Origin of the sequence: Pseudovibrio sp. Tun.PSC04-5.I4, from assembly GCF_900104145.1 — a bacterium.
GTDB lineage: Bacteria > Pseudomonadota > Alphaproteobacteria > Rhizobiales > Stappiaceae > Pseudovibrio.
In genome coordinates this window covers 521,692-547,373 of the sequence record NZ_FNLB01000006.1, presented here as the reverse complement: position 1 = coordinate 547,373, position 25,682 = coordinate 521,692, and the positions used below count along the sequence as shown (strand labels likewise).

Genomic DNA, 25,682 nt, shown 5'->3' with positions numbered 1-25,682 from the left:
GTCATGATCAAAAGTACTGAAATACTCACCTCTGATTAGCTAAGTTCCGCTCGCGCAGCTTGCACGTATCCGTTTGCGTGTTTATGTATTGGGTGAATTGTAAACTGCCCCTTTTTCTATTTGATGGACGATGATGAGAGATCCTTATTCTATTCTTGGTATAAGCAAAAATGCCAGCGAAGCGGAGATCAAGAGCGCTTTTCGGACGCTAGCCAAGAAGTATCATCCAGACCAGAATACGGATGACCCCAAGGCGAAGGAGCGCTTTTCAGAAGCGAACCAAGCCTATGAGATCATTGGCGACAAGGAAAAACGAGCACAGTTCGATCGCGGTGAAATCGACGGCGAAGGTAAGCCAAAGTTTTACGGCGGACCTGGCGGTGATGGCGGCTTTTCCGGTTTCCGCAATGCGGGACATCGCGGCGGCCCTGGCGGCTTCAAGTTCGAGCAGGGTTCTCACGGTGGGCAACAGGATGCTGGCGGGTTTGACGATATTCTAAACGATATTCTAGGTGGCTTTGGTGGCGGCAAGCGTCGCAGCACCGGGGAATCCAATTTCCATGCCGGGCCGACAAAAGGCGCCGATGCAAATATTATGGCTCGCGTTACACTTGAGGACCTGACCCACCACGGTAAAGTGCAAGTCAAGCTTCCAAGCGGTAAGACTGTGAATGTGAAGATTCCTGCTGGAACTCAGGATGGCGACAAAATTCGCCTGAAGGGTCAAGGTTTTGGATCAGCAAAAAGCGGTCAGGCTGGTGATGCCTTGGTTGAAATGCGGATTTCTACCCACAAGCTGTTCAAGGTGAATGGTTCTGATATCCGTGTGGATGTACCGCTTACCCTTTATGAAGCAGTGCTTGGCGGCAAAGTGCGCATTCCGACCCTTAGTGGTGCTGTTAACCTGACAATTCCAGAGAACACCAGCAGCGGCAAAACCATGCGTCTCAAAGGCAAAGGCCTTCCTAAAAAAGAAGGCGGCCATGGTGACCTTCTTGTGGGCCTTGAGATTGTGTTGCCAGAGCAAACTGATCAAGAACTGGCGAACCTTATGAGAGCGTGGAAAGAAGTAAAGCCTTACACAGCTCGCGGGTCAGAGTTTGATTAAGGCAATCAGCTCTTAAAACTCCATCCAGATAAAGCAAAGGCGGGTTGGTTACCCCGCCTTTTTTGTTGCCTATGCCTCAACAGCTTTCAAGCTTACTGGTGGCACACTGTCCTCAGGGACAAAGAAATCCGGAGCAAGATCCACTGTTGGGTCCACGCGGTACTTGCCGAAGTCACTCACGCCGTTTTCTGCCAAAAGCGTGTCGTCGATAAAGAAGTTACCGGTTGTCTCTCCAGACGGCTTTGTGAAGATCAGGTGCGCTGCGTCTGCCAGAATATCCGGTGTGCGGCTTGCTTGGATCATCATATCACCGCCCAGCAGGTTCTTCACTGCAGCAGTAGCAATTGTGGTTCGCGGCCAGAGTGCATTCACTGCAATTTTCTTAGACCGCAATTCTCCTGCCAAGCCAAGGACCACGAGACTCATACCGTATTTTGCAATTGAGTACGGTGTATGGTTCTTGAACCACTTCTCCTGCATATCCAATGGCGGGGAGAGCATCAGAACGTGCGGATTCTCGGCTTCCTTAAGATACGGGATAGCGAGCTTGGAGCATAAAAGGGTGCCACGAGTGTTGATCTGATGCATGAGATCAAACCGCTTCATATCAATCTTCTGAACTGGGCTAAGGTTGATCGCACTGGCGTTGTTGACCACGATATCTATGCCGCCAAACTTCTCAGCGGCGGCTTTCATGGCGTTTGCTACGCTTTCTTCATCGCGCACGTCAACCACCAAAGGCAGGGCCTGCCCACCAGCCTCTTCTATCTCTTTGGCTGCGGTGTAGATGGTACCTTCCAGTTTTGGGTGGGGCTCTGCCGTTTTTGCGGCAATAACAATATTGGCACCGTCGCGAGCAGCGCGTTTGCCAATTGCCAGACCAATCCCACGAGAGGCCCCCGTGATGAACAGTGTTTTACCCTTCAAACTTTCCATGCTTCCCCCAATGATCCCAAAATGATGTGCGGAGAGGTCCTCCGCACAGTTGCCGCTTAGGCTTTACTCATGAACTTCATGAAGGCTTCCCGCGCTTCATCAGATTTGAGAAGTTCTGCAAACATTGCGATTTCTTCAAAGATACGCTCATTAAGCGGCTCGCGCTTTCCGCGCAAAAGTTCGCGAGAGATGCGTAAAGCATTTTGTGGTTTGGAGGCCACTTTTTGAGCGATCGCCATCACACGCTCTTCCAGCTCTTCCGGCTTAACCACGTGATTGACGAAGCCAGCTTCCCGGGCCATTTCAGCAGTGAAGCTCTCACCAAGTGCAAGCATTTCGAAGGCCTTGTGATACCCCATGATCTGCGGACCGATCAGTGTAGAACCAGCCTCCGGGATGATGCCCAGATCAGTGAAAGGCGTCTTGAACAAAGCATTTTCCGTAGCAAACACCATATCAAAATGAAGCAACATGGTTGTTCCAACACCGATTGCCGGGCCATCTACACCTGCAATGACTGGCTTGGATGGCTGATGCAGTGCGCCAAGGAACTTGCCTACGCCGCCAGCTTCCAAGCCTTCGCCCGACATAGCTGCCTTCAGAAAATCTGCAATGTCATTGCCTGCCGTAAACACACCGGGACGCCCAAGCATCACATGACAGCGAATGCTTTCATCCTCCGACTTCAGGGCTTCGGCCATGTCCATGTACATGGCTTGGGTGAGTGCATTCTTCTTTTCTACGCGATCCATACGGATGATCTGGACTGCGCCATCGCGCTCAATGCTGATCATATATTTCTCCAAAACTAAATGGGTGAAGCACGTTTTGCCTCACCCCACTTCGTCTCATTTGTTTCAAGCAAGTTCAGCAGCATCGAACGCCAGAATAGCTTCTGCTGCGCGGGTAACATCATCTTTGAGCGGTGCGCTTTCGCCAAGCACGGTCTCAGCAAAGCTGCGGGCCATCAGATAACGCGGCTTCTTCAGTGCTTCCGTCTCGCTTTTGGACGCCAATGCGCCTTTCGCGAGCAGACCTGCACCAAGAGTGATGCCAGCCAGACGCAGATATGGTGTTGCACCGGCGAGCGCCTCGGAGACCTTGCCGTCGGCCTGCGCTGCCAGCATCCATTCAGTTGCTGTTTCCAGATCCACAATGGCAGCATCTAGCTTTGGACCCAAGTCCCCTAGTTTTCCGGTGTTATCAGCGTTCACCTCCACGGCGATTGCTCTGATCTCCGCAATCAGGCTGCGGATCTGATCTCCACCGGACATTGGCAGCTTACGCATAACAAGATCGATGGACTGGATGGCGTTGGTGCCCTCATAAATTGGCGCAATGCGCGCATCACGCAGATGCTGAGCGGCACCAGTTTCCTCGATGAAGCCCATACCGCCGTGGACCTGCACCCCAAGCGACGCAACGTCGACGCCGATATCTGTAGACAGTGCTTTGGCGATTGGTGTGAGGAGACCAGCGCGTTCCGTCCAGAACTTCTTCTGCTCTGCATCCTCAACCATTTTGGACATATCAAGCGCATGGGCACAGGCATAACAAATCGCACGGGCGACTTGTGTCTGTGACTTCATGGAGAGCAATGTGCGCTTGATATCCGGGTGAACCGCGATTGGGTCCATACCATCGGTTTTCGACCCAACGCCGCGGCCTTGCTTGCGATCCAATGCATACGCCAGTGCTTCCTGAAAAGCGCGTTCTGCAATTCCAAGGCCCTGCACACCCACAGCGAGACGGGCGTTGTTCATCATGGTGAACATACAGGCCAAGCCCTTGTTCTCTTCACCAATCACCCAGCCGATAGCGCCGCCATTGTCACCATATGACATGGTACAGGTTGGAGAAGCGTGGATGCCGAGTTTGTGCTCTACACCTGCGACTGTCACGTCATTCAGATCACCAAGGCTTCCATCCTCATTGACAAAATACTTCGGCACCGCGAACAAAGAGATACCTCGTGTTCCAGCTGGCGCATCCGGCAAACGCGCCAGCACCAAATGGATCACGTTCTCCGTCATGTCATGATCGCCATAGGTGATGAAGATCTTCTGACCGGAAATTTTATAGGAGCCATCAGCTTGTGGCACGGCTTTGGCGCGCAGTGCATTCAGGTCAGAACCAGCCTGTGGCTCTGTCAGATTCATGGTGCCAGTCCACTCACCGCTGGTGAGTTTTTCAAGGTACTTGGCTTTGAGCTCCGGCGCGCCGTGTTTATCGATGGCCTCTACGGCCCCAATGGTGAGTGTTGGGCACAATGTGAAAGCCATAGAACCGGAGTTCCACATTTCAAATACGGCCACATGCAGCATATTTGGCAGGCCCTGCCCGCCATATTCCGGGTTGCCTGTCAGTGCATTCCAGCCACCTAAACGCCAGCTTGTGTATGCTTCTTTCCAGCCCGGCGAGGTTTTTACACTGCCATTGATCAACTGAGCAGGGTTTTCATCCCCAACACGGTTGAGTGGCGCGATTTCCTCTTGGGCGAAACGCGCAGCTTCTCCAAGGATAGCTTCAACCAGATCATCTGAGAGCTCCTCCTGTCCGGGCTGCGCCTGCAGCTGTCCCAAACCAGCCACTTCTTTCAGTGTAAATGCAATTTCGCTTAGCGGTGCACGATACATTTTGTCTTCCTCCCCTCTAGCAGCTTGACGAAATGGCTTTTGGCCATCAAAACGCCGCTACAGATATTTGCCTGTTGGGGACAGTAGTGCGATTAACCTATACGTCAAGCATCCCTTAAAGGCAGGTAGGTCCCTACATTCGTCTTATAAAGAAAGAAAAGGTATGAAACGCTGGAGGCTGGACCCATCAGAGACGCAGTTAGAAGACATGCAAATTTTTCAAGAGATTTGCAATGCACTGCGTGATGGCAAGCTCGTCGCCATACCGACCGAGACAGTTTATGGGCTTGCAGCGAATGCAACCAGCGGCACAGCCTGTGCCAGCATATATGAGGCCAAGGGACGTCCAAGCTTCAACCCGCTAATCTCGCATGTGGATTGCTTAGAAGCCGCACAAATCCACGCTTTATTTGATGACAGAGCTTTGAAGCTTGCAAACGCCTTCTGGCCCGGGCCACTCACTCTTGTGTTGCCTAAGCGCGTAACCAGCCCAGTCTCTGATCTGGCTACCGCAGGTCTTGAGAGCATCGCTTTGCGCGTACCACGTTCCCAAGTTATGCAGGCGCTTTGCAGGGCAACAGGACTGCCTCTTGCCGCGCCCTCTGCCAATTTGTCTGGTCGTATCAGCGGTACAACGGCAGATGATGTTATCAACGATCTTAAAGTTCACTTGTCATATATCATCGACTCGGGTGCGACACCGGTTGGCGTTGAATCAACCATTATTTCTCTTTTGGGTGAGCGCCCTACGCTGCTTCGACCCGGCGGACTTTCCCGCGAAGCAATTGAAGCGGTTCTCGGTGAACCTTTGGCTCGCGCTGGAACTGATGACAGCGCCCCACCAGCTCCGGGTATGCTGACCTCTCACTATGCACCAAACTCTCATATTCGCCTGAATGCACAAAGTGTGGATGCAGGGGAATCCCTCATTACCTTTGGCAGCACCCTGCCTGAAGGGTCAGATCAAGCTTCCCGATTGGTGCATTTGAGCGAATCAGGAGACTTGACAGAGGCTGCAGCACGCCTGTTTACGGCATTACGTGAAGCAGATTTGGGCGTAGACGGTAAAATTGCAGTCATGCCAATTCCTTTTCATGGACTTGGTGAAGCCATCAATGATCGGCTTGAAAGAGCAGCAGCACCGCGAGGCTAAACAGCTATTTCTTGAAGTTTAGCCGCCTAACTTCAAAGAATAATCATAAGTCATCTCGAATATCTTGAAACAACCATTTCAGAACACAGGATAACTCCCCCTGAATACTTTGGGTTTATTCAAGTATTTATTGTATTTATGCAACACCTTGAAGTTAGAGCAGCATAGCGCCGCGTTTTACCCAATACTAATCTAAGGGTTCGGCGAAAAATATGCGTGCAAACTTAACGCATTAGCTCAGTATAACACTCATGTATTTCATAGAGATGCAGCGGACCTCCCCCCGAGCAACATAGTTTGCTCGCACCTTTATCCGGGGTAGCGCGCTAGTCGCGCACTCCGGATTTTTCTTGTCCGGACACATGGTGATTTTTCTCAGTTCTTAAAGGCCTGGTTTCGTATTCCAGATCCCTGCCTAATCCCAATTGCCAAGGCAAACTCACCGGTTGAACGATTGACAGACCGCTCTCCATTGTGGAGTCCTATGGTTAGTTTCGCCCTGTTTCTCATTGGGTTGAAGTTTGACGCATATTTCCGCCTATTTGGCGGCCTGTCATGTGCCAGCTTCATCATTTACGGGTATAATATTTTGAGTACATTGCTGCTGCACCATCAGGCTTTTTTAAATCATTTGACCCCTCTAGGCCATCCAGAACGGCCTGACCGTTTGCGGGCGATTGATCGCATGTTGGAGAACGAGCGTTTCTTTATGCTTGATCGTGACATTGCACCATTTGGTACGTTTCTGGATATTGCTCGTGTGCACAGCTCTGATTACATCAATTCCATCCACAACATGAATCCTGAGGAAGGTCTGGTCGAGTTTGCGCTGGACACGAACCTTTCGCCGGGCAGTTGGGAAGCTGCCATGCGCGCGGTTGGCGGGGCCACGCGCTGCGTTGATGAGGTGATGGGCAAACGGGTTTCCAACGCCTTTGCAGCATGTCGCCCCCCCGGACACCATGCTGAGACAGCTGTAACCTCGGGCTTTTGTCTCTTCAACAACGCTGCAATCGCTGCCCGCTATGCGCAGGATGTTTATGGTGTTGAGCGCGTCGCGATTATGGATTTCGACGTCCACCACGGCAATGGTACACAGGAAATATTCTGGAACGATCCAACTGTGATGTACACATCCACGCACCAGATGCCCCTTTTTCCCGGTACTGGCGCGATGAATGAGACCGGTGAACATAACACTATTGTCAACGCGCCGCTGAGTGCAGGCGATGATGGTACCCAATTCAGAGAGGCTCTGGATTATGTTATTTTGCCGCGTATTCGCGCTTTCTCGCCCGATCTGATCATTATTTCAGCCGGGTTTGATGCTCATGAACGCGATCCGTTGGGCGGTCTTCGTTTGACGGAACTGGATTTTGCCTGGGCGACCAGTAAGCTCATTGAGATTGCTGATGGTTGCTGTGAAGGCCGTGTTGTTTCCCTATTAGAAGGTGGGTATGATCTGGAAGGTCTTGCGCGATCAGCGGCGGCTCATGTAATGACATTGATGGATTACTAATCGGGGAGTGTTGTTGCTCCCAATCGAATGAGGACGTTTTGGTGACAGAAGAAGCAACCGGTTCCATTGAAACCTTATCCTTTGAGCAGGCCCTCGCTGAGCTGGAAACCATTGTTCGAAATCTGGAGCAAGGTAACGTTCCGTTAGAGAAGAGCATTGAACTCTACTCTCGCGGTGAAGCATTGCGTGAAAAATGTGATGGCTTGCTCAAAGCAGCCGAAGAAAAAGTAGAAAAAATCCAAATGAATTCCGCTGGTGCTGCGGTTGCGACCGAACCATTAGGCGACTAACGCTGTTCAGCATTCGATATTTTTCAACAGACCCCGCACTTTGCGGGGTTTTGGGCTCGGCTTTGCGAACAGCACTGTTCTACTTCCAAAATAAACAATTCGTGATCTCTAATTTCTTAGCCTGCTAAGTTATGCCAGTAGCAATCTCTTGGATAGAACAACCAGTGTTTCCTGTCGCCGAAAATAAGTTCTCCGACACATAATACTTAAGCTGAGATATTTCACTGAATATACTTTGGTGACAGAGACTACAAACGCGCTGGTTAATCGTATTACTGGTTACGTGGTCTAGTTTAAATCAGAAAATATTCTTCACTCATCCAATGATATTGGATTAGACAAAAAAAAGGGGACTACGAAAACCGTAGTCCCAAGTCGATCACTGTGCACGTGGCCCCATCGACCACACACTCGACATAGGACGTTTCGTCGCAGATTGCATCACCCCATGGGGTGACAAAACAGTAATTAATGCACGTAAATGAAAAAAAATACGCCCTCTTCCCCTAATGACAAAAGATTTGCGCTCTACATTAGGCAAATGGCCTTAGCATAAACAATTAATTATTGGTGGCAGGTAATTGCGCCTAGAGCAACGTTGCTATAATCGTGACCAACTACGGAAGAACGTCGCATTGGTCCGAATTTGGTTCACTTGCCATACTCGGATGGATCCGTATAAAGCTGCCACATAGTCAATAGACTTAAGAAGACCCAGATGTCCCTGCTTGATCAAATTCGTAATCCGTCTGATCTCAAAAAGGTCCCTGAAGACCGCCTTCAGCAAGTTGCTGCAGAATTGCGAGAGGAGATGGTGGAAGCTGTTTCTGTCACGGGAGGGCATTTAGGAGCCGGTCTCGGCGTCGTCGAACTGACTGTCGCGCTTCACCACGTTTTTAACACTCCTGAAGATCGTCTGATCTGGGATGTTGGTCACCAATGTTATCCGCACAAGATTCTCACTGGCCGTGCTGATCGAATCCGCAGCTTGCGTCAAGGCGGTGGCTTGAGCGGCTTCACCAAACGGACCGAGAGCGAATACGACCCATTTGGTGCCGGACATTCCTCCACATCAATTTCCGCAGGCCTTGGCATGGCTGTAGCCCGCGATCTCGCTGGCGGTGACAACAACGTAATTGCCGTTATCGGCGATGGCGCGATGTCTGCTGGTATGGCTTATGAAGCTATGAACAACGCCGGTGCGTTGAATTCTCGGCTTATTGTCATTCTCAACGATAACGATATGTCCATTGCACCACCTGTAGGTGCGCTTTCAGCAAGTCTGGCTCGCCTTGTTTCCGGCAAGACCTACAAAGGCTTTAGAGAAGCAGCAAAGCAAGTTGCCAGTGCGCTTCCTAAACCATTGCAGGAAAAAGCAGCGCAGGCAGAAGAATTTGCCCGCAGTTTCTTTACTGGTGGCACACTGTTTGAAGAGCTAGGCTTTTACTATGTTGGCCCGGTAGATGGACACAATCTGGACCACCTGCTTCCTGTGTTGAAAAACGTTCGGGATGCAAAAGAGGGGCCGATCCTTGTTCATGTGGTGACACAGAAGGGCAAAGGCTACCTGCCAGCAGAAAACGCCAGCAACAAGTATCATGCAGTTGCCAAGTTTGATGTTGTCACAGGCGAACAGTCCAAGCCAAAGCCGAATGCACCCGCATTCACGCGCGTCTTTGCCAATGCACTGATTGCGGAAGCGAATAAGGATGAGAAGATCGTCGGCATTACTGCGGCTATGCCGGATGGTACAGGCCTTGATGTCTTCGAGAAAGTTCATCCTACACGCATGTTTGACGTTGGCATTGCAGAGCAGCACGCTGTGACTTTTTCTGCCGGACTTGCCTCTGAAGGCTTCAAGCCATTTTGCGCGATCTATTCCACGTTCCTTCAGCGCGGATACGATCAGGTTGTGCATGATGTGGCGATCCAAAAGCTGCCAGTCCGTTTCCCGATTGACCGTGCTGGCCTTGTTGGTGCTGATGGCGCAACACATGCAGGCTCGTTCGATACCGCATTCCTCTCCTGCCTTCCGGGCATGGTGGTTATGTCTCCGGGTGATGAGGCTGAGCTGGTGCATATGGTTTCAACCGCCGCGGCTTATGATGAAGGCCCGATTGCGTTCCGTTACCCACGCGGCGAAGGCATCGGCATCGACCTACCGGAAGAAGGCGTTCCGCTCGAAATCGGCAAGGGCCGCATTGTTAAAGAAGGCTCTCGTATCGCCCTGCTCTCCTTCGGTGGACGCTTGCAGGAAGCTTTGAAAGCAGCTGATATTCTTGATGCCGCTGGCCTTTCGACCACGGTTGCAGATGCCCGCTTTGCGAAGCCTTTGGATACTGACATGATTGGCCGTCTGGCTAAGGAACATGATGTCCTTATTACCGTTGAGGAAGGCTCTATCGGCGGGTTTGGCAGTCAGGTTCTGCAATTCCTTTCTGACAACGGATTGCTGGATGGCTCTCTTAAGATCCGCAGCATGATCTTACCCGACGTTTTCCAAGATCATGCAAAACCGGAGTTGATGTACAAAAATGCTATGCTAGATGCAGATGGCATAGTTCATCGAGTTTTTGAGGCCATTGGTAAAGCTACGGATTTGCCGTTAAGGCTTATTTAGCGTTCCGCAGTTGTATTCATAACTCCGCAAAAAACTACCGGAAGGGCAGCTTTCGCTGCTTCTCCTGTTTTATTTTTGCAAATGATATGTAGTGTGAGGCCAGTTTTACTTCGTTGGCTGGTACGCGCATGATCCTGCTGCTTGCAACCTTTGCGTCCTTGATGCTGTCCACAGTCCTGCTATTGGCCGGGCACGGACTTTCTTCGACGATCATCCCCCTCAGAGCGGGTTTGGCTGGGTTTGGTGACCTCCAGATCGGTCTCATTTCGTCGAGTTTTTATGTCGGTTTCGTAATTGGCTGCTTCTTCGGGCCCTATCTCATTTTACGAGCTGGGCACATTCGGGCGTTTGCCGCCTTGGTTTCGCTCATGTCGGGCGCTGCATTGTTGCACCCGATTATGATCGACCCTATCGCATGGGCCCTTTTCCGTGCGATTACAGGGGTTTGTTTTGCCGGCATCAACCTCACAGTAGAAAGCTGGCTGAACGATCGCGCCACCAACGACAACCGCGGCACTGTGATGTCACTCTACATTATTTGCTATCTTGCTGCGACGATGAGCGGCCAGCTGATGGTTGTCGGCTTCGAGATCACCACATTCGTTCCCTTCGCGATTGCCTCTATCTTTGTGAGTGTGGCGGTTGTGCCTGTTGTCCTAACCCATGCAGCGCAACCCGCTCCAATTACGCTGGTGCGTTTCAGGCCAGTCCGGCTCTACCAAACATCTGCAGTGGCGTTGATTGGCTGTTTGCTGATTGGTCTTGCCAACAGTTCCCTTTGGGCACTGGCTCCCCTATATGCCACGCAAGTTGGCTACAGCATTAATGAGGCCGCCTATTTTGCGGCGGCCATTGTTTTGGGCGGCGCGGTTACGCAGTGGCCTATTGGCCGCCTGTCAGACCGCGTTGACCGGCGTTTCATCATTCTCCTTTTGGGTATTTGCGCGGCCCTTGCTGCCATCCTGATGTTCTTGCTGGAAACCGGAAATTTCTGGACCACGTTCAGTATCTTCATCGTGTTGGGAATGGCCAGTCAGCCAACCTATGCAATTGTCGCGGCACACGCCTTCGATTATGTGGAACCTGAAGATTACGTTGAAACATCTTCCGGTGTTTTGATGTCGAATGGAATCGGCTCAATGATCGGCCCGACCCTTGCTGCTGGGTTGATGTTCAGCATTGGACCAAACGGACTATTTGCCTGGGTCGCCATTGTGGAGGTGGCGCTGGCGCTCTTCGTTGTCAGCCGTCTGTTTATCCGTCCTGCTGATGAAGATCTGGAAAAAACAGATTTCGAATACGGTGCGACGTCCAACATGGGCGCAGTCTTAACGCCGGATCCACTAGATATGGAAGATCCGTACGTTATTCCGCCTGAAGAGTTCCCGGCCTACGAGCCCGTAGAAGGAATGGCCTCAGAAGAGGTGGGTGATTTGCCAAATCGCAATGATGAGGAAGAGAGTCCGCTTATAATTAGTGAGAAGCAGGATAAGACTGAGTAACAATCCTGTAAGCAGTAGACACATTGGACCTTTGCAACTAAGAAGAACCTTATGGTCAAGCGTACGAATACACTTGGGATTTTACGGGCGGAACGGTATCCACTCGTCTATCTCGCCAGCATTGCGATGCTGGCGCGTGTGTTTCTGCTCGCCCTGAGCCTTTCCGCTGCATCAGCTGATCCTACAGCTGCAAGCCTCATGCAACTCTGCGCCCCTTCGGGCGGCTCGCAGATTGCAAAGATCGAAGGCTCTACTCACACTCAAAATCCGTTGGGAATAGGCTGCGATTGCACGTACATGTGCCCGCATACGTCCAAACAGGCTACGTATTTATCGTTCGAACCTGAGAACTGGCAAAATCCCACCCTTGTGGTCGCTGGTTCTCTCTCCCTTGAAAGTGTTCGTGGAAATATACAAAGCCTCCGTGGTCGAAATTTCCTCATCCGAGCCCCACCAGTCGTCTAGTTTTACCCCAATCCTACTTAAAACCTGATTTGACTGATCTCCCCTGCCCGCATACTTGAGGTAGGGTGTAATTTCTTGGATGAAAACTATGAAAATACCTGCTCTTTTCGTTGCTGCTGCTCTCGTTGCATTCTCCGGTTCAGCATCCTTTGCCCATAGCATTCAGCATGGTGATCTGACCATCAAAGACGCATGGACACGTGCAACACCACCTAAAGCAAAAGGCGGCGGCGCATTTGTGACCATCACCAACAATGGTGCAGAGGATGCTCACTTGACTGGTGCTGTTTCTGGCTATGCTAAGCGCACCGAAATTCATGAAATGTCCATGAATGACGGCGTTATGAAGATGCGCAAGTTGGAAGACGGCGTTGTTATTCCTGCTGGCGAAACCCTTGAGCTGAAGCCAGGCAGCTACCATGTGATGTTCCTAGGCCTGAATCAGGCTTTCAAAATGGGCGAAGACCTCAAGGTGACTCTTGAGTTTGAAAAAGCCGGTCCTGTTGAAGTTACCTTCCCGGTTATGAAACTGGGTGCCAAGTCCGGTAAAATGAAACACTAATTCAAGCTATCTGTGCACGGGTAAATTAAAATGAACGTCGCAAAAACAATTCGATACGGAGCCTGGGCTGCGGTTGCTCTTTTGGTAGCTGCTGTCTCCGCTGTGACAGTAACAAAATGGACACAGGACGACATCCCTCAAGGGAATCTTGTCCAGATTGGTGGTCCATTTGAATTGGTAGATGGCAAGGGGCAGATCTTTACGGACAAGAACCTAAACGGAAAACCGACTTTGATGTTTTTCGGCTTCACCTACTGTCCTGACGTATGCCCGACAACTCTTTCCGATATGTCGGGGTGGATTGAGAAATTGGGTCCTAAGGCAGACGATCTGAATTTTGTTTTTGTAAGTGTTGACCCAGAACGCGATACTCCAGATGTCATTGCGGACTACGTGGCAGCATTCGGCGATCACTTTATTCCACTGACTGGCTCTGTCGACCAAGTGAAAAAAGTCGTTAAAGACTACCGCGTATATGCGAGAAAAGTTCCACTTGAAGACGGTGATTACACCATGGACCACACTGCAGCAGTTTACATGCTGAATGGTGATTTGGATTTTGTGGGAACCATCAGCTATCAGGAACCTGAGGAAACAGCGCTTCCTAAAATCAGAAAGTTGCTTGATAGCTAAGTTAAGTTTAGGGTGTCTGGGATTTCAGGCACCCTTTTTTGGATAGACCTTATGAAAGATCATGCAGTTTTATATGCTGGTACGGCTGTTCTTGGTGGTCTACTGATCACTGCCTCCGCATTCCTTTGGATGCGCTATGGTAATTTGCTTTTCTCCGACAAGCTGTTAAATGCATTAGCTGGTTGCTTCGGGCTTTGATGCCCGCAACCTGACCACACTTCCTAATGCTTAGGTGATCTATGCGGCTTGATCAGTTCCTTGTTCAACACAGTTACTTTGAAACACGTGCCCGTGCGCGCGATGCAGTTTTGCGAAATACTGTTTTTATCGACGGCACCCCTGCCAAGAAGCCTTCACAGAAGGTTCTGGAGGGGCACAAAGTCTCAATCGATGATCCCGCTGTGCATTACGTCTCCCGCGCGGCTCTCAAACTTCTCAAGGCACTGGAAGAGTTCAGCCTCTCACCAGATGATAAGATCTGTCTGGATATTGGAGCATCGACTGGCGGTTTTACGCAGGTATTGCTGGAGAAGCATGCAAAAGTTGTGCATGCGATTGATGTGGGGCATGATCAGCTTGCACCCAGGATCGCCAAAAACCGCCGTGTTATCCGCAAGGATGGATTGAATGCACGGGCGTTGACACTGGATGATCTGGAAGGTCAGGTTCCTCAATTCCTTGTATCTGATGTGAGTTTCATCTCCCTCAAACTCGCGCTTCCACCCGCGCTGGAGCTTGCAGAGGATGGAGCCCTGGGCGTTTTTCTGGTGAAGCCACAGTTCGAGGCTGGCCGGGATCGCCTCGGCAGGGGCGGTCTTGTTGCTCCAGGTATTGCCGAGCAGATTGCGCAGGAGCTTCAAGACTGGATGAATGAACAACCGAACTGGTCCGTTATTGGTGTGACATCCTCCCCTATCAAAGGGGGTGACGGCAATTCGGAATATCTTATGGCTTGCCGCAAGCAACTGAGCTAACTCTCTATCAAATCCACGAGTGTCTGCTGCCAATTGGATAAACGGATTGCATGTCTTGGCGGAGGGCTGTAAACGCTGTGCCATGTCTAAGAAGCCCGAAGCCACTATAGAAACCCTCCGCATTTCACGCCTTGCCCATAAAGGGGATGGCGTTGCTGATACCGAGTCCGGTCAGATCTTTGTTCCCTATACACTTGAAGGCGAGCTTGTTAGCGCCAAAGTGTTGGGCCAACGAGGCGAATTGCAGGAAGTCCTTGAGCCGAGCGAGCAGCGCATCGCCCCAATTTGTAAGCACTATGGCACCTGCGGGGGCTGCTCCTTGCAACATATGGGTGAAGCGTCTTACAAGGCCTTCAAACGTCAGCAAGTGATTGATGCACTCGCCGCACGCGCGATCGAAGCACCCGTTGATGATGTTGTATTGTGCCAGAACCGCAGCCGCCGCCGGGCTGTTTTTGCCGCAGTTAAAGCTGGCCACAAGATTTTGTTTGGCTACCACACTGCCAAATCCAACATGCTTGTCGATATTGAAGAATGCCCTGTGATTGCGCCTGAGATTATGAAAGCTGTTCCGAGCCTTCGTAAGCTGGCGGGTCAAATTCTCAATCATAAAGATGAGCTGAAGTTTACAGTTACAACCACCTTGAACGGGCTGGACCTTGCAATCGATGGTATGGGCAAGAACAAAGAGAAGCATTACTTCGATTTGTCCCAGCAAGCTGTTGCGATTGATCTGGCACGCCTGAGCGTTGATGGTGAGACGATTATTGAAATTCGCCAGCCCTTGCTGGATATGAGCGGCATTTCCGTTCCAATTCCAGCTGGCGGGTTTATTCAGGCCGTTCTTAGCGCTGAACAGACTATGGGCGAGTTGATCGAAGAGGGCCTTTCTGGCTGTAAACGCGTTGCAGATCTGTTCTGCGGTGCGGGCACTTTGAGCTTCAAGATTGCGCAAAAAACCAATGTGCATGCTGTTGAAGGCGAGGCCTCCTCAGTTAAAGCTTTTGATCAGGCTGTGCGCGGCGCTAAAGGCCTCAAGAAAGTCACCTCAGAACGCCGGGATTTGTTCCGCCGTCCGATCGTTGCCAAGGAGTTGGACAACTTTGGCAAGGGCTATGATGGCGTTGTGTTTGATCCGCCACGAGCCGGCGCTATGGCTCAGGCACAAGAACTTGCAAAATCACCAGTGAAGAAGATTGTCGCGGTTTCGTGCAGCCCGGCCAGTTTTGCTCGCGATTTGCGTACCCTGCTGGATGGTGGTTTCAAGATCAAGCGGGTGGTCCCGATTGACCAGTTCCTCTACTCTCCGCATGTAGAGGTCGTTGCCCTTTTGGAACGCACTTCTTAGCGTTAATTTCTTTCTGGCCTTCAAGCGTCTCGCGAAAAACACGAGACGCTTGAACCGACGCTCTTGATATGGCGGCGAAGCAACCAAAATTCGCCGTCTTTGTCTCTTCTTTGATATTTGCCCTGAGTTTGCATCTGCCTGTTACTAAAGATTCACGACCCGCACATATACTCAACAATGACTAAAACGTTTGCAGATGGTCGTCTCAGTGATCAAGGGCCTTACGGTATTCGCCGGACACGTCCACGCTATTTCGAAAAGCAGCAGGGCAAAGGCCCTATTCCCCCTAGAAATACACGGCCTAAATCGGCTCATTGATTTGCTGTTTTCTTCAAGTCTGGTAGTTTACCTCCTCATTTTAGGAGATAAATATGGTTGCTTATATTGTTGTCGACACCAAGATTGAAGACCCTGCCACCTATGAGGACTATAAAGCTCTGGCGCGTCCTATTGCAGAAAGCTACGGCGGTGTTTATCGCGCCCGTGGTGGTGATATGGAGATTATCGAAGATGATCTCTGGGCCCCTAATCGTTTGGTCATCATCGAGTTTCCGAGCATGGAAAAAGCGAAGTCGTTCCTCGCATGCCCAGAATACGCACCGGTGGCGAAAATCCGGCACGGCGCAGCTAAATGCAGCCTGACCATAATTGATGGCATGTAAATTTGGTTGATGCGTTTCAGAGTTGGGCGCCCTGCGTCTTCAGCTCTGGAACAGCAGTCGTTTGCCTTTAATTGGGCTCTTGGGAACTGGATTCACTTTTCTGAAGCACGCTCTAGTTGTTTAGGCCGCCACTGACGATAATGTAGGGCGCTGCATCATTCAGATCGGTCGCTGACCAGTCACCATAAGATGCTGTAGCTCTTAATCCGACGGCTTCCAGAAGATCACGAATATGATCGCGATGCACAAAGCGACGGATTTTGCTCATTGAGCAATATTTTCCATCACTGCTGTAGTGGGTTTTCATAGATACGAGACCATTTTTATCCGGCCCGTTCGTGTCCTGCCAGAGCGAGACACGCTTGCCATCTACTGAACGAACTGTCAGCGGACTATTTTTCTGGCCCCATTTTTCCCACGGTCGCGCCTTCGGGTTTTCCATTCCAAATGCGAATTTTCCATTTGATTTGAGATGTGCTGAAATGGTTTGGAGAACAAGGATCTGGTCTGTATTGGTGGGAAAGGCTTGAAACGCATTGCCGGTAATAATGATGGCATCAAAGCGTTGATTGAGACGGACTGTGCGAGCATCAGATTCTAACCAGTTCACAGCATCTGAACGCTTATTGGCTTGAGCGATCTTTTGCGGATTTCTGTCCAATCCAACCACATCAACACCTTCCTTGTGCAAGGCGTAGGAAAGTTCACCGGTTCCACAGGCAATTTGCAAAACGTTTGTGCCAGGCATGCACGCAAAACTGAATAGATAATCATCATCAGCCCCCCAATCCTTATCAAGGCTTGTGAAGCTATAGGTGTTGTTCTCCAACTCAGATCTGTTCAGCTGCATGGTAACTTGCCTTCCGGGTCCTGTCCTTCCCAATAAAAGTTAGATTAAGAATGTTAAGGTCTTGTAACAGAATAGGCGAGTTTCAGGCAAAACGAAGATTTAGAAGGCGTTTATCTTCAATCAAAATTGGTTATTGTCGCATGTTGCAAATAAATATCATCATTTCCGACAGAATTGCTTAGTTCTTTCCAAAAGTTTCTCAGGATCACACGCAAGATGATGCAGGTCCACTTCAAGGACAGGTGCGCTGACCTGTTCCTTTTTTAGTCGCCAGTTCTTTCTCATAAATGCGCGCATCATTGAACGCTGTGCTGGTTTTGCGATGCACTCTTTCAACGGGGCATTCAGTTGAATTCGCAGTTGGCGAAACTCCATGGACCGGATCGCACTGGTATAAATGGAGAGCTCGGAGATCGCAGACCAGCGAATAAAGCCGATGCGCTCAATATAAAGGCCCTCTTCCTTCGCACCCAACTGCGGGCGCTTGTCGATGTAGGGGTAATGCCAGTAGACACTCAGGAAGACCGGAAGGGATGCTAGTGCCGGGATAGGAGAGCCGGTTACGATGCCCGTCCCCAGCAGCGCGGCTCCTAAAAGGAAGCTGCCGTAGATGACGGGCTCACCTGTGCCTTTTTTGTATCCAACAGCAAATGGCTCTGCTGTTGTCAGCTCTTCCTGCCACGGATCAAGATCAAACTTAGACATGCCCCCGCCCACTTTCAAATTCGTGCCGGGGGCTAATCCTTTTAGTCCGCCGGTATTTCAGTAGCTTCCACCTTGAGGCCGAAACCTTCAAGACCAACATAGTGGCGCTCGCGGGATGCAATGACGCGGATTGAGTTTGCTCCCAGATCCTTCAGGATCTGCGCTCCAAGCCCAACTTCGCGCCAATCCTCCGACCGGCCTTGCGCAGAAACGTGCTGTTCGTGCTCAGCGGCATCCAAACCTTCCCGCTGGCGGGCAGATTTGCTTGCTACGCCAACAGCGCCTTCACGCAGGTACACAATAATGCCCCGGCCGCGTTTAGCAAAGTCTTCCATGATCGCTTCAAGAGGTTTGGTCCCTCCAAAAACATCATCAAGCACGTTTTCCAGATGCAGCCTGACTGGAATATCCTGACCATCGCGGATATCTCCGTAAACCAGCGCCAAGTGGCCAACATGGTCGAATGGAGTAGAATACACGATCGCGCGCGCCTTACCGGCTGGCGTTTGAACGTCGTATTCATCAACCCGCTGAACAAGGTTTTCGTGACGCTGACGCCAAGCGATGAGATCAGCAACAGAGACCATCTTCAGATTATGCTCACGGGCGAAGGAATCAACCTGTTCCCCACGCTTAACCGTGCCGTCATCGTTGACCAGCTCACTGATCACACCCACTTCCGGGAGGCCTGCCAGTTTGCACAGGTCAACAGCCGCCTCTGTATGACCGGAGCGCATGAGTACACCGCCCTCTTTTGCCACGAGTGGGAAAACGTGACCGGGGCGAACGAAATCAGCTGCCCCCGCATTCGGGTTCGCAAGGCCTCGCACAGTCGCACAGCGCTGTTCTGCAGAGATGCCTGTGGTCAGGCCCGGTGCATAATCCACTGAGACAGTAAAAGCCGTTGCCAGAGGTGCATCATTGTTGGCAACCATTGGTGCAAGGTGCAAACGCTTTGCCTCTGCCAAGGTCATAGGCGCACATACGATGCCTGAGGTATGACGAATGATGAATGCCATCTGCTCAGGCTTGATCATGCTGGCAGCGACAATCAGATCGCCTTCGTTTTCACGATCATCATCATCGGTGACGACAACCATTTCGCCATTTTCAAAAGCACGGAGGGCTTCGGCCACTCTTGTTTGAGACACGACGTACTCCTTATTTTCTTTTAGTCCGAGAAAATCGTTGGGTGTGACTTGCTGGCTCGTCGCTTCAGCGATTTTTTGAGCCATCTCCCGAGAAATCCAAGCGCTTGGATCGTTACACAGTGCTGTTACAGAGGCAGGAGACAGACCGGCGCGTCGTGCAAAGGCACTTCTGCTTTCTCCGGTCTCTTCCAGCCATTTCGTCAAGCGCATATTCCTCGCCCCTCGGCTTTAAATTTTATTTGCTACTTTCAGTGATACTGAAATTGCTCTTTTACCCGTGAAAATCAAGAGGCAACCTCAAAAAAAGAGACCGCCTCCTACCTAGGTCGTATTCACAGGCAGAGTTGAGGTGAACAAACACTTAGAGAACTACTGCGATCTGCACATGAATTAACATCGGGGTAACAAAAAAGGCGCGGGAGTGCCCTGCGCCTTTTGATGGGAATGAGAGTGTTTGTCGTCGCTTAAAGGGCTTAGCGTTCTCCGCATTGGCCTCTGTCGCGTAATACATGATCTGCTAGGACACAGGCCATCATAGCCTCGCCAACAGGGACGGCGCGAATGCCAACGCAGGGGTCATGGCGGCCTTTGGTCATTACATCCACCTCATCACCGCTGCGGGTGATGGATTTGCGCGGTGTGAGGATGGAGGAGGTTGGCTTCACTGCAAAGCGGACGGAGACAGGTGCGCCTGAGGAGATACCACCCAATACGCCACCCGCGTGGTTGGTGAGGAAGTCTGGCTTACCATCCGGTCCCATTCGCATCTCATCGGCGTTTTGCTCGCCCGTCAGACAAGCTGCTTCAAAGCCGTTGCCAATCTCAACACCTTTTACGGCGTTGATGGACATCATCGCGGAGGCCAGATCCTGATCCAGCTTGCCATAAAGCGGCGCACCCAGACCGACCGGCACGTTCTCAGCAACCACTTCAATGACGGCGCCAATGGAGGAACCAGCTTTGCGGATGCCATCCAAATACTCTTCAAAGAAGACTGCAGCTTCTTTGTCCGGGCAGAAGAACGGGTTGTTGTGGATCTCATTCCAATCCCAGTTGTCGCGATTGATCTTGTGCGGTCCCATTTGCACAAGCGCGCCACGGATTAGAATGTTTGGAATAACCTTTCGAGCCAGACCACCAGCAGCAACGCGTGATGCGGTTTCACGGGCTGAGGAGCGTCCTCCGCCCCGATAATCACGGATACCGTACTTGGCGTCGTAGGAATAATCTGCATGGCCCGGACGGTAGCGCTCTTTGATCTCGGAGTAATCTTTGGAACGCTGGTCTGTGTTCTCGATCATCAGGGAGACGGGTGTTCCGGTCGTCCGTTGCACACCATCTTCATCCAGCATCACACCAGAGAGAATTTTCACCTGATCCGGTTCACGGCGCTGGGTCGTGAATTTGTTCTGACCCGGCTTGCGTTGGTCCAGATACACCTGAATCTCTTCGGCAGTGATCGGAAGAAGCGGCGGACAACCATCAACGACACAGCCAATGGCCGGTCCATGGCTCTCGCCCCAAGTGGTGACGCGAAACAGATGACCAAAGGTGTTATGGGACATGCTTTACCAGCTCAATTCATAAAGAGATTTATAGTGGTTTTAAGAGGGTTCCAAAGTGAGGTCAATTGAGAGCCTCGCAGTACTTGCTCCATTTTTTCCGAACTGACTGCATAGACTTGCAACAATCGACTAAATCCAAGCCTCAGAGCCATCTCGCCACAGGAGAAACTGGTCCTGCGGGGTATCAAGGTCTGGAATTTCTGCTGGTGCATACCCACAGAGCAATCCGCGCAGCACGCGCATCACCACACCATGGGCGACAACAATCATTGGGTCTTGCTGTTCCGACATCCATTCATAGATGCGTTCAGAGACCATTTTATAGCTCTCTCCGCCCGGATGAACGTAGCCCCATTTGTCTTGGCGGCGATTTTGAATAACTTCAGGGCGTTTGATTTTCATTTCAGGGACAGTCATCCCCTCTACCTCGCCAAAGGTAATTTCCCGAAGGCGCTTATCGATTTTGTAATCCTGAGGATCGAGCCCCATCTCTGTGCGCAGGAGTTCCATGGTTTCCCGAGCACGGATCATAGGCGAGCAAACGAACACAAAATCATCAGAACTCATACTCAAATCCGGCAGGAAGTCTTTCATGACCATGCCATTGCGACGCGCCTGATTGCGCCCTGTATCGTTAAGGGGGATATCCTGACCGCCCTGCATCCGACCTTCCAAATTCCAATCCGTCTGACCATGGCGTACATACAGCAGCGGTGTCGGAGTGATTTTGGCAAGGGGCATCGTTGGGACTGTCATTTAGGTATTACTTCCAGCGGTTGTCACAGGTTCACGAAGTTCTAGCGGCTTCTTTCATAGCGTATGGGGCGAGATCTACCAGAAGACAGGGGGTTATGCACATATTCTTGATTGGCGCTGCCGACCCGTGTCTCCACCTAGCCAATAAAAAAGGCGCCCCGAAGAGCGCCTTTCTTTCAATTTATAGTCATCGAGAAGGCTATCAGACGACGGAGATGTCCGGTGCGTCTACGGCCTTCATTCCAACCACATGGTAGCCGCTGTCGACATGGTGGGTTTCACCAGTGACGGAACGGGACAGGTGGGATGTGAGGTACAAAGCGGAGTTTCCAACATCATCAATGGTTACGGTTTCACGCAGCGGTGCGTTGTACTCGTTCCATTTCAAGATGTAGCGGAAATCGCCGATACCAGCTGCTGCCAGTGTTTTGATTGGGCCAGCGGAAATCGCGTTAACGCGGATTTTCTTAGGGCCAAGGTCTACTGCGAGGTATTTTACGCTTGCTTCCAGAGCAGCCTTTGCAACACCCATGACGTTGTAGTTCGGCATAACCTTCTCTGCACCGTAGTAGGTGAGAGTTACAATGGAACCACCTTCGGTCATCAGCTTTTCTGCGCGGCGGGCAACGGATGCCAGCGAGTAACAGGAAATCTGCATTGTCTTTGCAAAGTTGTCTGCACTGGTGTCCAAATAACGACCAGTCAGCTCATCCTTGTCAGAGAAAGCAATCGCGTGAACTAGGAAGTCGATCTTCCCCCATTTTTCCTCCAAAACCTCAAATGCGGCATCAATGCTTGCTTCGTCTGTGACGTCACAATCACCAACAACGATTGCATTGAGTTTTTGAGCCAATGGTTCAACGCGCTTCTTGAGTGCTTCACCCTGATAGGTGAGCGCAATTTCAGCTCCGGCATCGTGTAGTGCTTTCGCAATACCCCAAGCGATGGACCGATTGTTGGCCAGTCCCATGATGAGACCACGTTTGCCGGCCATCAATCCTTGCGCTTCTGCCATGTTTTTCTCCTGAGTGAATATCACTTGATCTAGCGAACAGATTAAAAATGCTATGGCATACTGTTCATTTGGCTACAAGCCACCGAAAAAAGTCCAATTCAGTCATGGACGTGTTCTTGTGCTCCCATTATCTGATAGTTAGAGACAGATCAACTTCCAACACTGCGAAGCAACAATGACAAATCCAAATTTGGTGACCGCGTTTCAAGCTCTTATTGGAGACGCGAATGTGCTCGTCAGCGAGCAAGATAAAGCCCCTTTTCTCACCGAATGGCGAGACAAGTTCCGGGGTGCGACGCCTATGGTCCTGCGGCCGGGCTCTACATCAGAAGTTGCACACTGCATTACGCTTGCGGCACAGCATGATTTAAAGGTGGTCCCTCAGGGTGGAAATACCGGTCTTGTTGGCGGGCAAATTCCCAATCCGGATGGAAGCGAAATTGTCCTATCCCTTTCTAGATTAACGAAAATTCGTGATATTGATCCTGAAGGATATACGATGACCGTGGATGCAGGCGTCACGCTGCAAGCCATTCATGACGCCGCGGAAAAACATGGGTGTTTGTTTCCACTCACGCTCGCATCGCAAGGCTCCTGTCAAATTGGCGGCAACATTGCAACCAACGCAGGAGGCACTGCAGTAGTCTCTTACGGCAATACACGGGACCAGGTTTTGGGGCTGGAAGTTGTGCTTGCAAACGGAGAGGTTTGGAACGGACTTCGGACGCTGCGAAAAGACAATACTGGTTACGATTTGAAACAAATATTTATCGGATCAGAGGGCACTCTGGGGATCATTACGGGTGCCAGCCTCAAATTACAGCCAGCTCCAGCCTCGATTGAGGTTGCTCTGGTCGCCTTAGAATCGCCCGCAAAGGCACTTTCGCTGTTTTCATTGGCAAAAAGTCACGCAGGTAGCATGCTTACCGGCTTTGAATTGATGCCTCAGTCCGGCATGCAGTTTGTGTGTGACCACATGGAACAATCCCGCTTTCCGTTTGAACAGCAACACCCATGGTATGTGCTCATCGAAATTTCTGCGGGAACCAAAGACATCGACATTGCCAGCCTGACAGAAACCATCTTCACCGAAGCTTTTGAAGCTGACATGTTGCGTGATGGTCTACTGGCTCAGAGCAAAGCACAGGCGGCTGACTTCTGGCGGCTGCGTCATGGTCTATCTGAGGCGCAAAAGTTTGAGGGCGGATCCATCAAGCACGATGTGTCTGTGCCTGTTGCCAAGGTTCCCGAGTTTCTTGAGGAAGCGCTCGAGGCGGTTCTGAAGGCTGTACCGGGATGCCGCCCAGTCCCCTTTGGACATATGGGCGATGGCAACATACACTTTAACATCACCCAACCCAAAGGCGCTGATAAGGCAGAATACCTTGCCAAGTGGGATGATGTGAACCGTGTCGTACATGGGATTGTTGCCAGCTACAACGGTTCCATCTCAGCCGAACATGGGATCGGCATTTTGAAGCGGGATCTGCTGGCTGAAGTGAAGAGCACGGTCGAGATGAACATGATGCGCTCCATCAAAGCAGCGCTGGACCCGAAGACGATGTTCAGTCCGGGCCGTATTCTCTGAGATTACCTAATCTGGTGCTTCCAGTCCTTCCGGGAGCACCTGTCCACCATCAACCACAATTTGCTGACCAGTGATGTAAGAGGCTGCGTCACTGGCTAAGAACAGGGCTGCGCCTGCAATATCTTCTGGTGCACCAAGCCGACCCAATGGGATCGTGTTGCCCATCTTTTGGAGATAGTCCTCGCCCAGATCATTCAGAGCCTCTGTTCTGATGTTTCCCGGCAAGATCGAATTGATAGTGATGTTGTGAGGCGCCAGCTCTAAAGCTGCAGTGCGCATAAACCCAAGTTGTCCGGCTTTTGAGGCTGCGTAGTGGGACCAACCCACATCTCCCGTGATAGGGCCGGTGATGGAAGAGGTGAGCACGATGCGCCCCTTCCCTTGCTTTTTCATGTGAGGAAGCGCTGCCTTCACGCAGTAGAAACTGGACTTGAGGTTGGAGTCCAACACTAGATCCCACTCATCGGGATGCATTTTCTCTATTGTTTGCTTTGGGAAGATGCCCGCGTTTGCACAGACTATATCCAGTCCATAGTCCTTGGCGACCTCGTTAAATACACTCTCTACGGATGCCCAATCACTTACATCACATTGGAGGAATTGGACTGTGCCCCCTGCCAGTGCAACGGCCTCAACCGCATTTGCTCCAGCTTCTTCACCGCGTGCGGCGATGGTGACAAAAGCCCCTGCCTTTGCAAATGCAATCGATACGCCCAGCCCAATACCTTTGGAACCACCCGTAACGATGACAGATTTCCCCTTCAGCGATTCCAACATTGATTTTCCTTTGATGAAAACGAATTGAATTGCCAAAGAGTATCTTCGGAAGACCTAAAACAAATCTAACTGCCCATTGTCAGGCCCAGATCCACCCATAGCCTTTTTCCGTGAAGGCTTGGGCTCTGCTTTGACTGGTTTTTGTGGGGCTTCTACCACTTCCCGATCCCACAAATACGGACCATCATTTATGACGCTGTTGACGCGAGTTGAAACCGGCGTCGCCGCGAGCAGGTCCTCAGCAGCTGGTTTGAGCAGCTTGACAGCGTCTCTTGCCATGAAACTACCGTTACTCAGCCATGCCTCGAAATCCTCTGGTGCGATGATGGCCGGCATACGATGATGAATTGGTTTCATCATCGTATTTGCATCCACTGTGATCAGCGCTGCAGTGTCTATATCTCCCCCATCTGGATGGGAGTAAGTTTCCCACAGGCCGGCAAAGGCAAGGAGGCGACCATCGGGTGGTGCAATCCAATAGGGTTGCTTGACACTTCCACTGCGCTGCCACTCAAAAAACCCGTTTGCAGGCATCAAGCATCGCCGATGGCGGACTGCTGCGCGAAATGACGGTTTTTCTTCCAGTGTTTCAGCTCTGGCATTGAGCAATAGTGTAAAGCTGGCGGGGTCTTTTACCCAGGATGGAACGAGCCCCCATCGCGCTAACCCGAAGTGGCGCCCACCATTTTCTTGTTTTACAAGTGCAATTGGTTGAGTCGGTGCTATGTTGTATCTTGGTGGAAAATTCGGCTGCTCAATGTATTTAAATAGCGTTTGGACTTCTTCCGGAGACGCTGAAAGGCTATATCTACCACACATGCAGAATACTCTGTTCGTATTTTAGTAAAATTGCAACCAATCGAGAGA

Annotated in this window: 25 protein-coding genes; 14 read left to right on the top strand and 11 right to left on the bottom strand. The window is 51.0% G+C overall.

What is annotated here, in order from left to right; genetic code table 11:
• Positions 1 to 133 precede the first annotated feature (133 nt).
• On the top strand, positions 134 to 1,108 hold the full coding sequence (locus tag BLS62_RS07545; RefSeq protein ID WP_093178903.1) for a DnaJ C-terminal domain-containing protein: 975 nt from the start codon (positions 134 to 136) through the stop codon (positions 1,106 to 1,108).
• A gap of 69 nt (positions 1,109 to 1,177) precedes the next feature.
• Here BLS62_RS07545 and BLS62_RS07540 read toward each other — a convergent pair whose 3' ends face one another.
• Genes BLS62_RS07540 through BLS62_RS07530 form a run of 3 tightly spaced genes read right to left on the bottom strand, consistent with a single transcriptional unit; the run spans position 1,178 to position 4,680 of the window.
• Positions 1,178 to 2,044 carry an SDR family oxidoreductase gene (locus tag BLS62_RS07540; RefSeq protein ID WP_093178900.1) on the bottom strand — a complete coding sequence of 289 codons (867 nt, stop codon included), beginning with the start codon at positions 2,042 to 2,044 and terminating at the stop codon, positions 1,178 to 1,180.
• Between the two features lie 56 nt (positions 2,045 to 2,100).
• Positions 2,101 to 2,850 carry a crotonase/enoyl-CoA hydratase family protein gene (locus BLS62_RS07535; protein WP_208990734.1) on the bottom strand — a complete coding sequence of 250 codons (750 nt, stop codon included), beginning with the start codon at positions 2,848 to 2,850 and terminating at the stop codon, positions 2,101 to 2,103.
• 51 nt (positions 2,851 to 2,901) lie between these two features.
• Positions 2,902 to 4,680, bottom strand: a complete 1,779-nt coding sequence (locus BLS62_RS07530; protein ID WP_093178894.1) for an acyl-CoA dehydrogenase — start codon at positions 4,678 to 4,680, stop codon at positions 2,902 to 2,904.
• Positions 4,681 to 4,843: 163 nt separating this feature from the next.
• Here BLS62_RS07530 and BLS62_RS07525 point away from each other — a divergent pair, with 163 nt between their 5' ends.
• The 12 genes from BLS62_RS07525 to BLS62_RS07475 all read left to right on the top strand — a co-directional run bounded on the left by BLS62_RS07525 (position 4,844) and on the right by BLS62_RS07475 (position 16,408).
• Positions 4,844 to 5,833: an L-threonylcarbamoyladenylate synthase gene (locus tag BLS62_RS07525; RefSeq protein WP_093178891.1), complete on the top strand. Its 990-nt coding sequence runs from the start codon at positions 4,844 to 4,846 to the stop codon at positions 5,831 to 5,833.
• Between the two features lie 598 nt (positions 5,834 to 6,431).
• Positions 6,432 to 7,352 carry a histone deacetylase family protein gene (locus BLS62_RS07520; RefSeq protein ID WP_093188585.1) on the top strand — a complete coding sequence of 307 codons (921 nt, stop codon included), beginning with the start codon at positions 6,432 to 6,434 and terminating at the stop codon, positions 7,350 to 7,352.
• 38 nt (positions 7,353 to 7,390) lie between these two features.
• Positions 7,391 to 7,642, top strand: coding sequence for an exodeoxyribonuclease VII small subunit (locus BLS62_RS07515; RefSeq protein ID WP_093178888.1), 252 nt, complete (start codon positions 7,391 to 7,393; stop codon positions 7,640 to 7,642).
• Between the two features lie 718 nt (positions 7,643 to 8,360).
• Positions 8,361 to 10,262: a 1-deoxy-D-xylulose-5-phosphate synthase gene (dxs, locus tag BLS62_RS07510; protein WP_093178885.1), complete on the top strand. Its 1,902-nt coding sequence runs from the start codon at positions 8,361 to 8,363 to the stop codon at positions 10,260 to 10,262.
• 128 nt (positions 10,263 to 10,390) lie between these two features.
• Positions 10,391 to 11,764 carry an MFS transporter gene (locus BLS62_RS07505; RefSeq protein WP_093178883.1) on the top strand — a complete coding sequence of 458 codons (1,374 nt, stop codon included), beginning with the start codon at positions 10,391 to 10,393 and terminating at the stop codon, positions 11,762 to 11,764.
• A gap of 51 nt (positions 11,765 to 11,815) precedes the next feature.
• The gene (locus BLS62_RS07500) at positions 11,816 to 12,229 is read left to right on the top strand and encodes a hypothetical protein (protein WP_093178880.1); all 414 of its coding nucleotides are present in this window, start codon (positions 11,816 to 11,818) and stop codon (positions 12,227 to 12,229) included.
• Positions 12,230 to 12,317: 88 nt separating this feature from the next.
• Positions 12,318 to 12,791 (top strand): copper chaperone PCu(A)C, encoded by a 474-nt coding sequence (locus tag BLS62_RS07495; protein WP_208990733.1) that lies wholly within the window; start codon positions 12,318 to 12,320, stop codon positions 12,789 to 12,791.
• 30 nt (positions 12,792 to 12,821) lie between these two features.
• A complete protein-coding gene (locus BLS62_RS07490; protein WP_093178876.1) occupies positions 12,822 to 13,424 on the top strand; it encodes an SCO family protein in 603 nt (200 codons plus the stop codon).
• 51 nt (positions 13,425 to 13,475) lie between these two features.
• Positions 13,476 to 13,622 carry a hypothetical protein gene (locus tag BLS62_RS31345; RefSeq protein WP_200798484.1) on the top strand — a complete coding sequence of 49 codons (147 nt, stop codon included), beginning with the start codon at positions 13,476 to 13,478 and terminating at the stop codon, positions 13,620 to 13,622.
• A 41-nt stretch (positions 13,623 to 13,663) separates the two neighbouring features.
• Entirely contained in the window at positions 13,664 to 14,398 is a 735-nt protein-coding gene (locus BLS62_RS07485) for a TlyA family RNA methyltransferase (RefSeq protein WP_093178873.1), read from the top strand.
• 82 nt (positions 14,399 to 14,480) lie between these two features.
• Positions 14,481 to 15,746 carry a class I SAM-dependent RNA methyltransferase gene (locus BLS62_RS07480; RefSeq protein ID WP_093178870.1) on the top strand — a complete coding sequence of 422 codons (1,266 nt, stop codon included), beginning with the start codon at positions 14,481 to 14,483 and terminating at the stop codon, positions 15,744 to 15,746.
• A 371-nt stretch (positions 15,747 to 16,117) separates the two neighbouring features.
• On the top strand, positions 16,118 to 16,408 hold the full coding sequence (locus BLS62_RS07475; protein WP_093178867.1) for a DUF1330 domain-containing protein: 291 nt from the start codon (positions 16,118 to 16,120) through the stop codon (positions 16,406 to 16,408).
• A 112-nt stretch (positions 16,409 to 16,520) separates the two neighbouring features.
• Here the strand turns inward: BLS62_RS07475 and BLS62_RS07470 are convergent, their stop codons facing one another.
• From BLS62_RS07470 to fabI, 6 genes are all read right to left on the bottom strand, one after another.
• On the bottom strand, positions 16,521 to 17,258 hold the full coding sequence (locus BLS62_RS07470; RefSeq protein ID WP_093178863.1) for a class I SAM-dependent methyltransferase: 738 nt from the start codon (positions 17,256 to 17,258) through the stop codon (positions 16,521 to 16,523).
• Between the two features lie 159 nt (positions 17,259 to 17,417).
• Positions 17,418 to 17,963 (bottom strand): hypothetical protein, encoded by a 546-nt coding sequence (locus BLS62_RS07465; protein WP_093178860.1) that lies wholly within the window; start codon positions 17,961 to 17,963, stop codon positions 17,418 to 17,420.
• Between the two features lie 41 nt (positions 17,964 to 18,004).
• Positions 18,005 to 19,324: a 3,4-dihydroxy-2-butanone-4-phosphate synthase gene (gene ribB / locus BLS62_RS07460; protein WP_093178857.1), complete on the bottom strand. Its 1,320-nt coding sequence runs from the start codon at positions 19,322 to 19,324 to the stop codon at positions 18,005 to 18,007.
• A 263-nt stretch (positions 19,325 to 19,587) separates the two neighbouring features.
• Positions 19,588 to 20,679, bottom strand: a complete 1,092-nt coding sequence (aroC, locus tag BLS62_RS07455; RefSeq protein WP_093178854.1) for a chorismate synthase — start codon at positions 20,677 to 20,679, stop codon at positions 19,588 to 19,590.
• Between the two features lie 129 nt (positions 20,680 to 20,808).
• Positions 20,809 to 21,435, bottom strand: coding sequence for a histidine phosphatase family protein (locus BLS62_RS07450; RefSeq protein WP_093178851.1), 627 nt, complete (start codon positions 21,433 to 21,435; stop codon positions 20,809 to 20,811).
• A gap of 202 nt (positions 21,436 to 21,637) precedes the next feature.
• A complete protein-coding gene (gene fabI / locus BLS62_RS07445) occupies positions 21,638 to 22,450 on the bottom strand; it encodes an enoyl-ACP reductase FabI (RefSeq protein WP_093178848.1) in 813 nt (270 codons plus the stop codon).
• Between the two features lie 175 nt (positions 22,451 to 22,625).
• On the opposite strand from fabI, the gene BLS62_RS07440 reads away from it, so the two are divergent.
• Complete coding sequence (locus tag BLS62_RS07440) at positions 22,626 to 24,038, top strand: FAD-binding oxidoreductase (protein WP_093178845.1); 1,413 nt, start codon at positions 22,626 to 22,628, stop codon at positions 24,036 to 24,038.
• A gap of 6 nt (positions 24,039 to 24,044) precedes the next feature.
• Here the strand turns inward: BLS62_RS07440 and fabG are convergent, their stop codons facing one another.
• Together fabG and BLS62_RS07430 are read right to left on the bottom strand one after the other, a co-directional pair.
• A complete protein-coding gene (gene fabG / locus BLS62_RS07435) occupies positions 24,045 to 24,815 on the bottom strand; it encodes a 3-oxoacyl-ACP reductase FabG (RefSeq protein WP_093178842.1) in 771 nt (256 codons plus the stop codon).
• Positions 24,816 to 24,869: 54 nt separating this feature from the next.
• Complete coding sequence (locus tag BLS62_RS07430) at positions 24,870 to 25,634, bottom strand: SOS response-associated peptidase (RefSeq protein WP_093178839.1); 765 nt, start codon at positions 25,632 to 25,634, stop codon at positions 24,870 to 24,872.
• Between the last annotated feature and the right edge of the window lie 48 nt (positions 25,635 to 25,682).

Coding starts and splice junctions, on each gene's coding strand:
- BLS62_RS07545 (WP_093178903.1), top strand. CDS start 134: ATGAGAGATCCTTATTCTATTCTTGGTATAAGCAAAAATGCCAGCGAA.
- BLS62_RS07540 (WP_093178900.1), bottom strand. CDS start 2,044: ATGGAAAGTTTGAAGGGTAAAACACTGTTCATCACGGGGGCCTCTCGT.
- BLS62_RS07530 (WP_093178894.1), bottom strand. CDS start 4,680: ATGTATCGTGCACCGCTAAGCGAAATTGCATTTACACTGAAAGAAGTG.
- BLS62_RS07525 (WP_093178891.1), top strand. CDS start 4,844: ATGAAACGCTGGAGGCTGGACCCATCAGAGACGCAGTTAGAAGACATG.
- dxs (WP_093178885.1), top strand. CDS start 8,361: ATGTCCCTGCTTGATCAAATTCGTAATCCGTCTGATCTCAAAAAGGTC.
- BLS62_RS07505 (WP_093178883.1), top strand. CDS start 10,391: ATGATCCTGCTGCTTGCAACCTTTGCGTCCTTGATGCTGTCCACAGTC.
- BLS62_RS07500 (WP_093178880.1), top strand. CDS start 11,816: ATGGTCAAGCGTACGAATACACTTGGGATTTTACGGGCGGAACGGTAT.
- BLS62_RS07495 (WP_208990733.1), top strand. CDS start 12,318: ATGAAAATACCTGCTCTTTTCGTTGCTGCTGCTCTCGTTGCATTCTCC.
- BLS62_RS07490 (WP_093178876.1), top strand. CDS start 12,822: ATGAACGTCGCAAAAACAATTCGATACGGAGCCTGGGCTGCGGTTGCT.
- BLS62_RS31345 (WP_200798484.1), top strand. CDS start 13,476: ATGAAAGATCATGCAGTTTTATATGCTGGTACGGCTGTTCTTGGTGGT.
- BLS62_RS07485 (WP_093178873.1), top strand. CDS start 13,664: ATGCGGCTTGATCAGTTCCTTGTTCAACACAGTTACTTTGAAACACGT.
- BLS62_RS07480 (WP_093178870.1), top strand. CDS start 14,481: ATGTCTAAGAAGCCCGAAGCCACTATAGAAACCCTCCGCATTTCACGC.
- BLS62_RS07475 (WP_093178867.1), top strand. CDS start 16,118: ATGGTTGCTTATATTGTTGTCGACACCAAGATTGAAGACCCTGCCACC.
- BLS62_RS07470 (WP_093178863.1), bottom strand. CDS start 17,258: ATGCAGCTGAACAGATCTGAGTTGGAGAACAACACCTATAGCTTCACA.
- BLS62_RS07465 (WP_093178860.1), bottom strand. CDS start 17,963: ATGTCTAAGTTTGATCTTGATCCGTGGCAGGAAGAGCTGACAACAGCA.
- ribB (WP_093178857.1), bottom strand. CDS start 19,324: ATGCGCTTGACGAAATGGCTGGAAGAGACCGGAGAAAGCAGAAGTGCC.
- aroC (WP_093178854.1), bottom strand. CDS start 20,679: ATGTCCCATAACACCTTTGGTCATCTGTTTCGCGTCACCACTTGGGGC.
- BLS62_RS07450 (WP_093178851.1), bottom strand. CDS start 21,435: ATGACAGTCCCAACGATGCCCCTTGCCAAAATCACTCCGACACCGCTG.
- fabI (WP_093178848.1), bottom strand. CDS start 22,450: ATGGCAGAAGCGCAAGGATTGATGGCCGGCAAACGTGGTCTCATCATG.
- BLS62_RS07440 (WP_093178845.1), top strand. CDS start 22,626: ATGACAAATCCAAATTTGGTGACCGCGTTTCAAGCTCTTATTGGAGAC.
- fabG (WP_093178842.1), bottom strand. CDS start 24,815: ATGTTGGAATCGCTGAAGGGGAAATCTGTCATCGTTACGGGTGGTTCC.
- BLS62_RS07430 (WP_093178839.1), bottom strand. CDS start 25,634: ATGTGTGGTAGATATAGCCTTTCAGCGTCTCCGGAAGAAGTCCAAACG.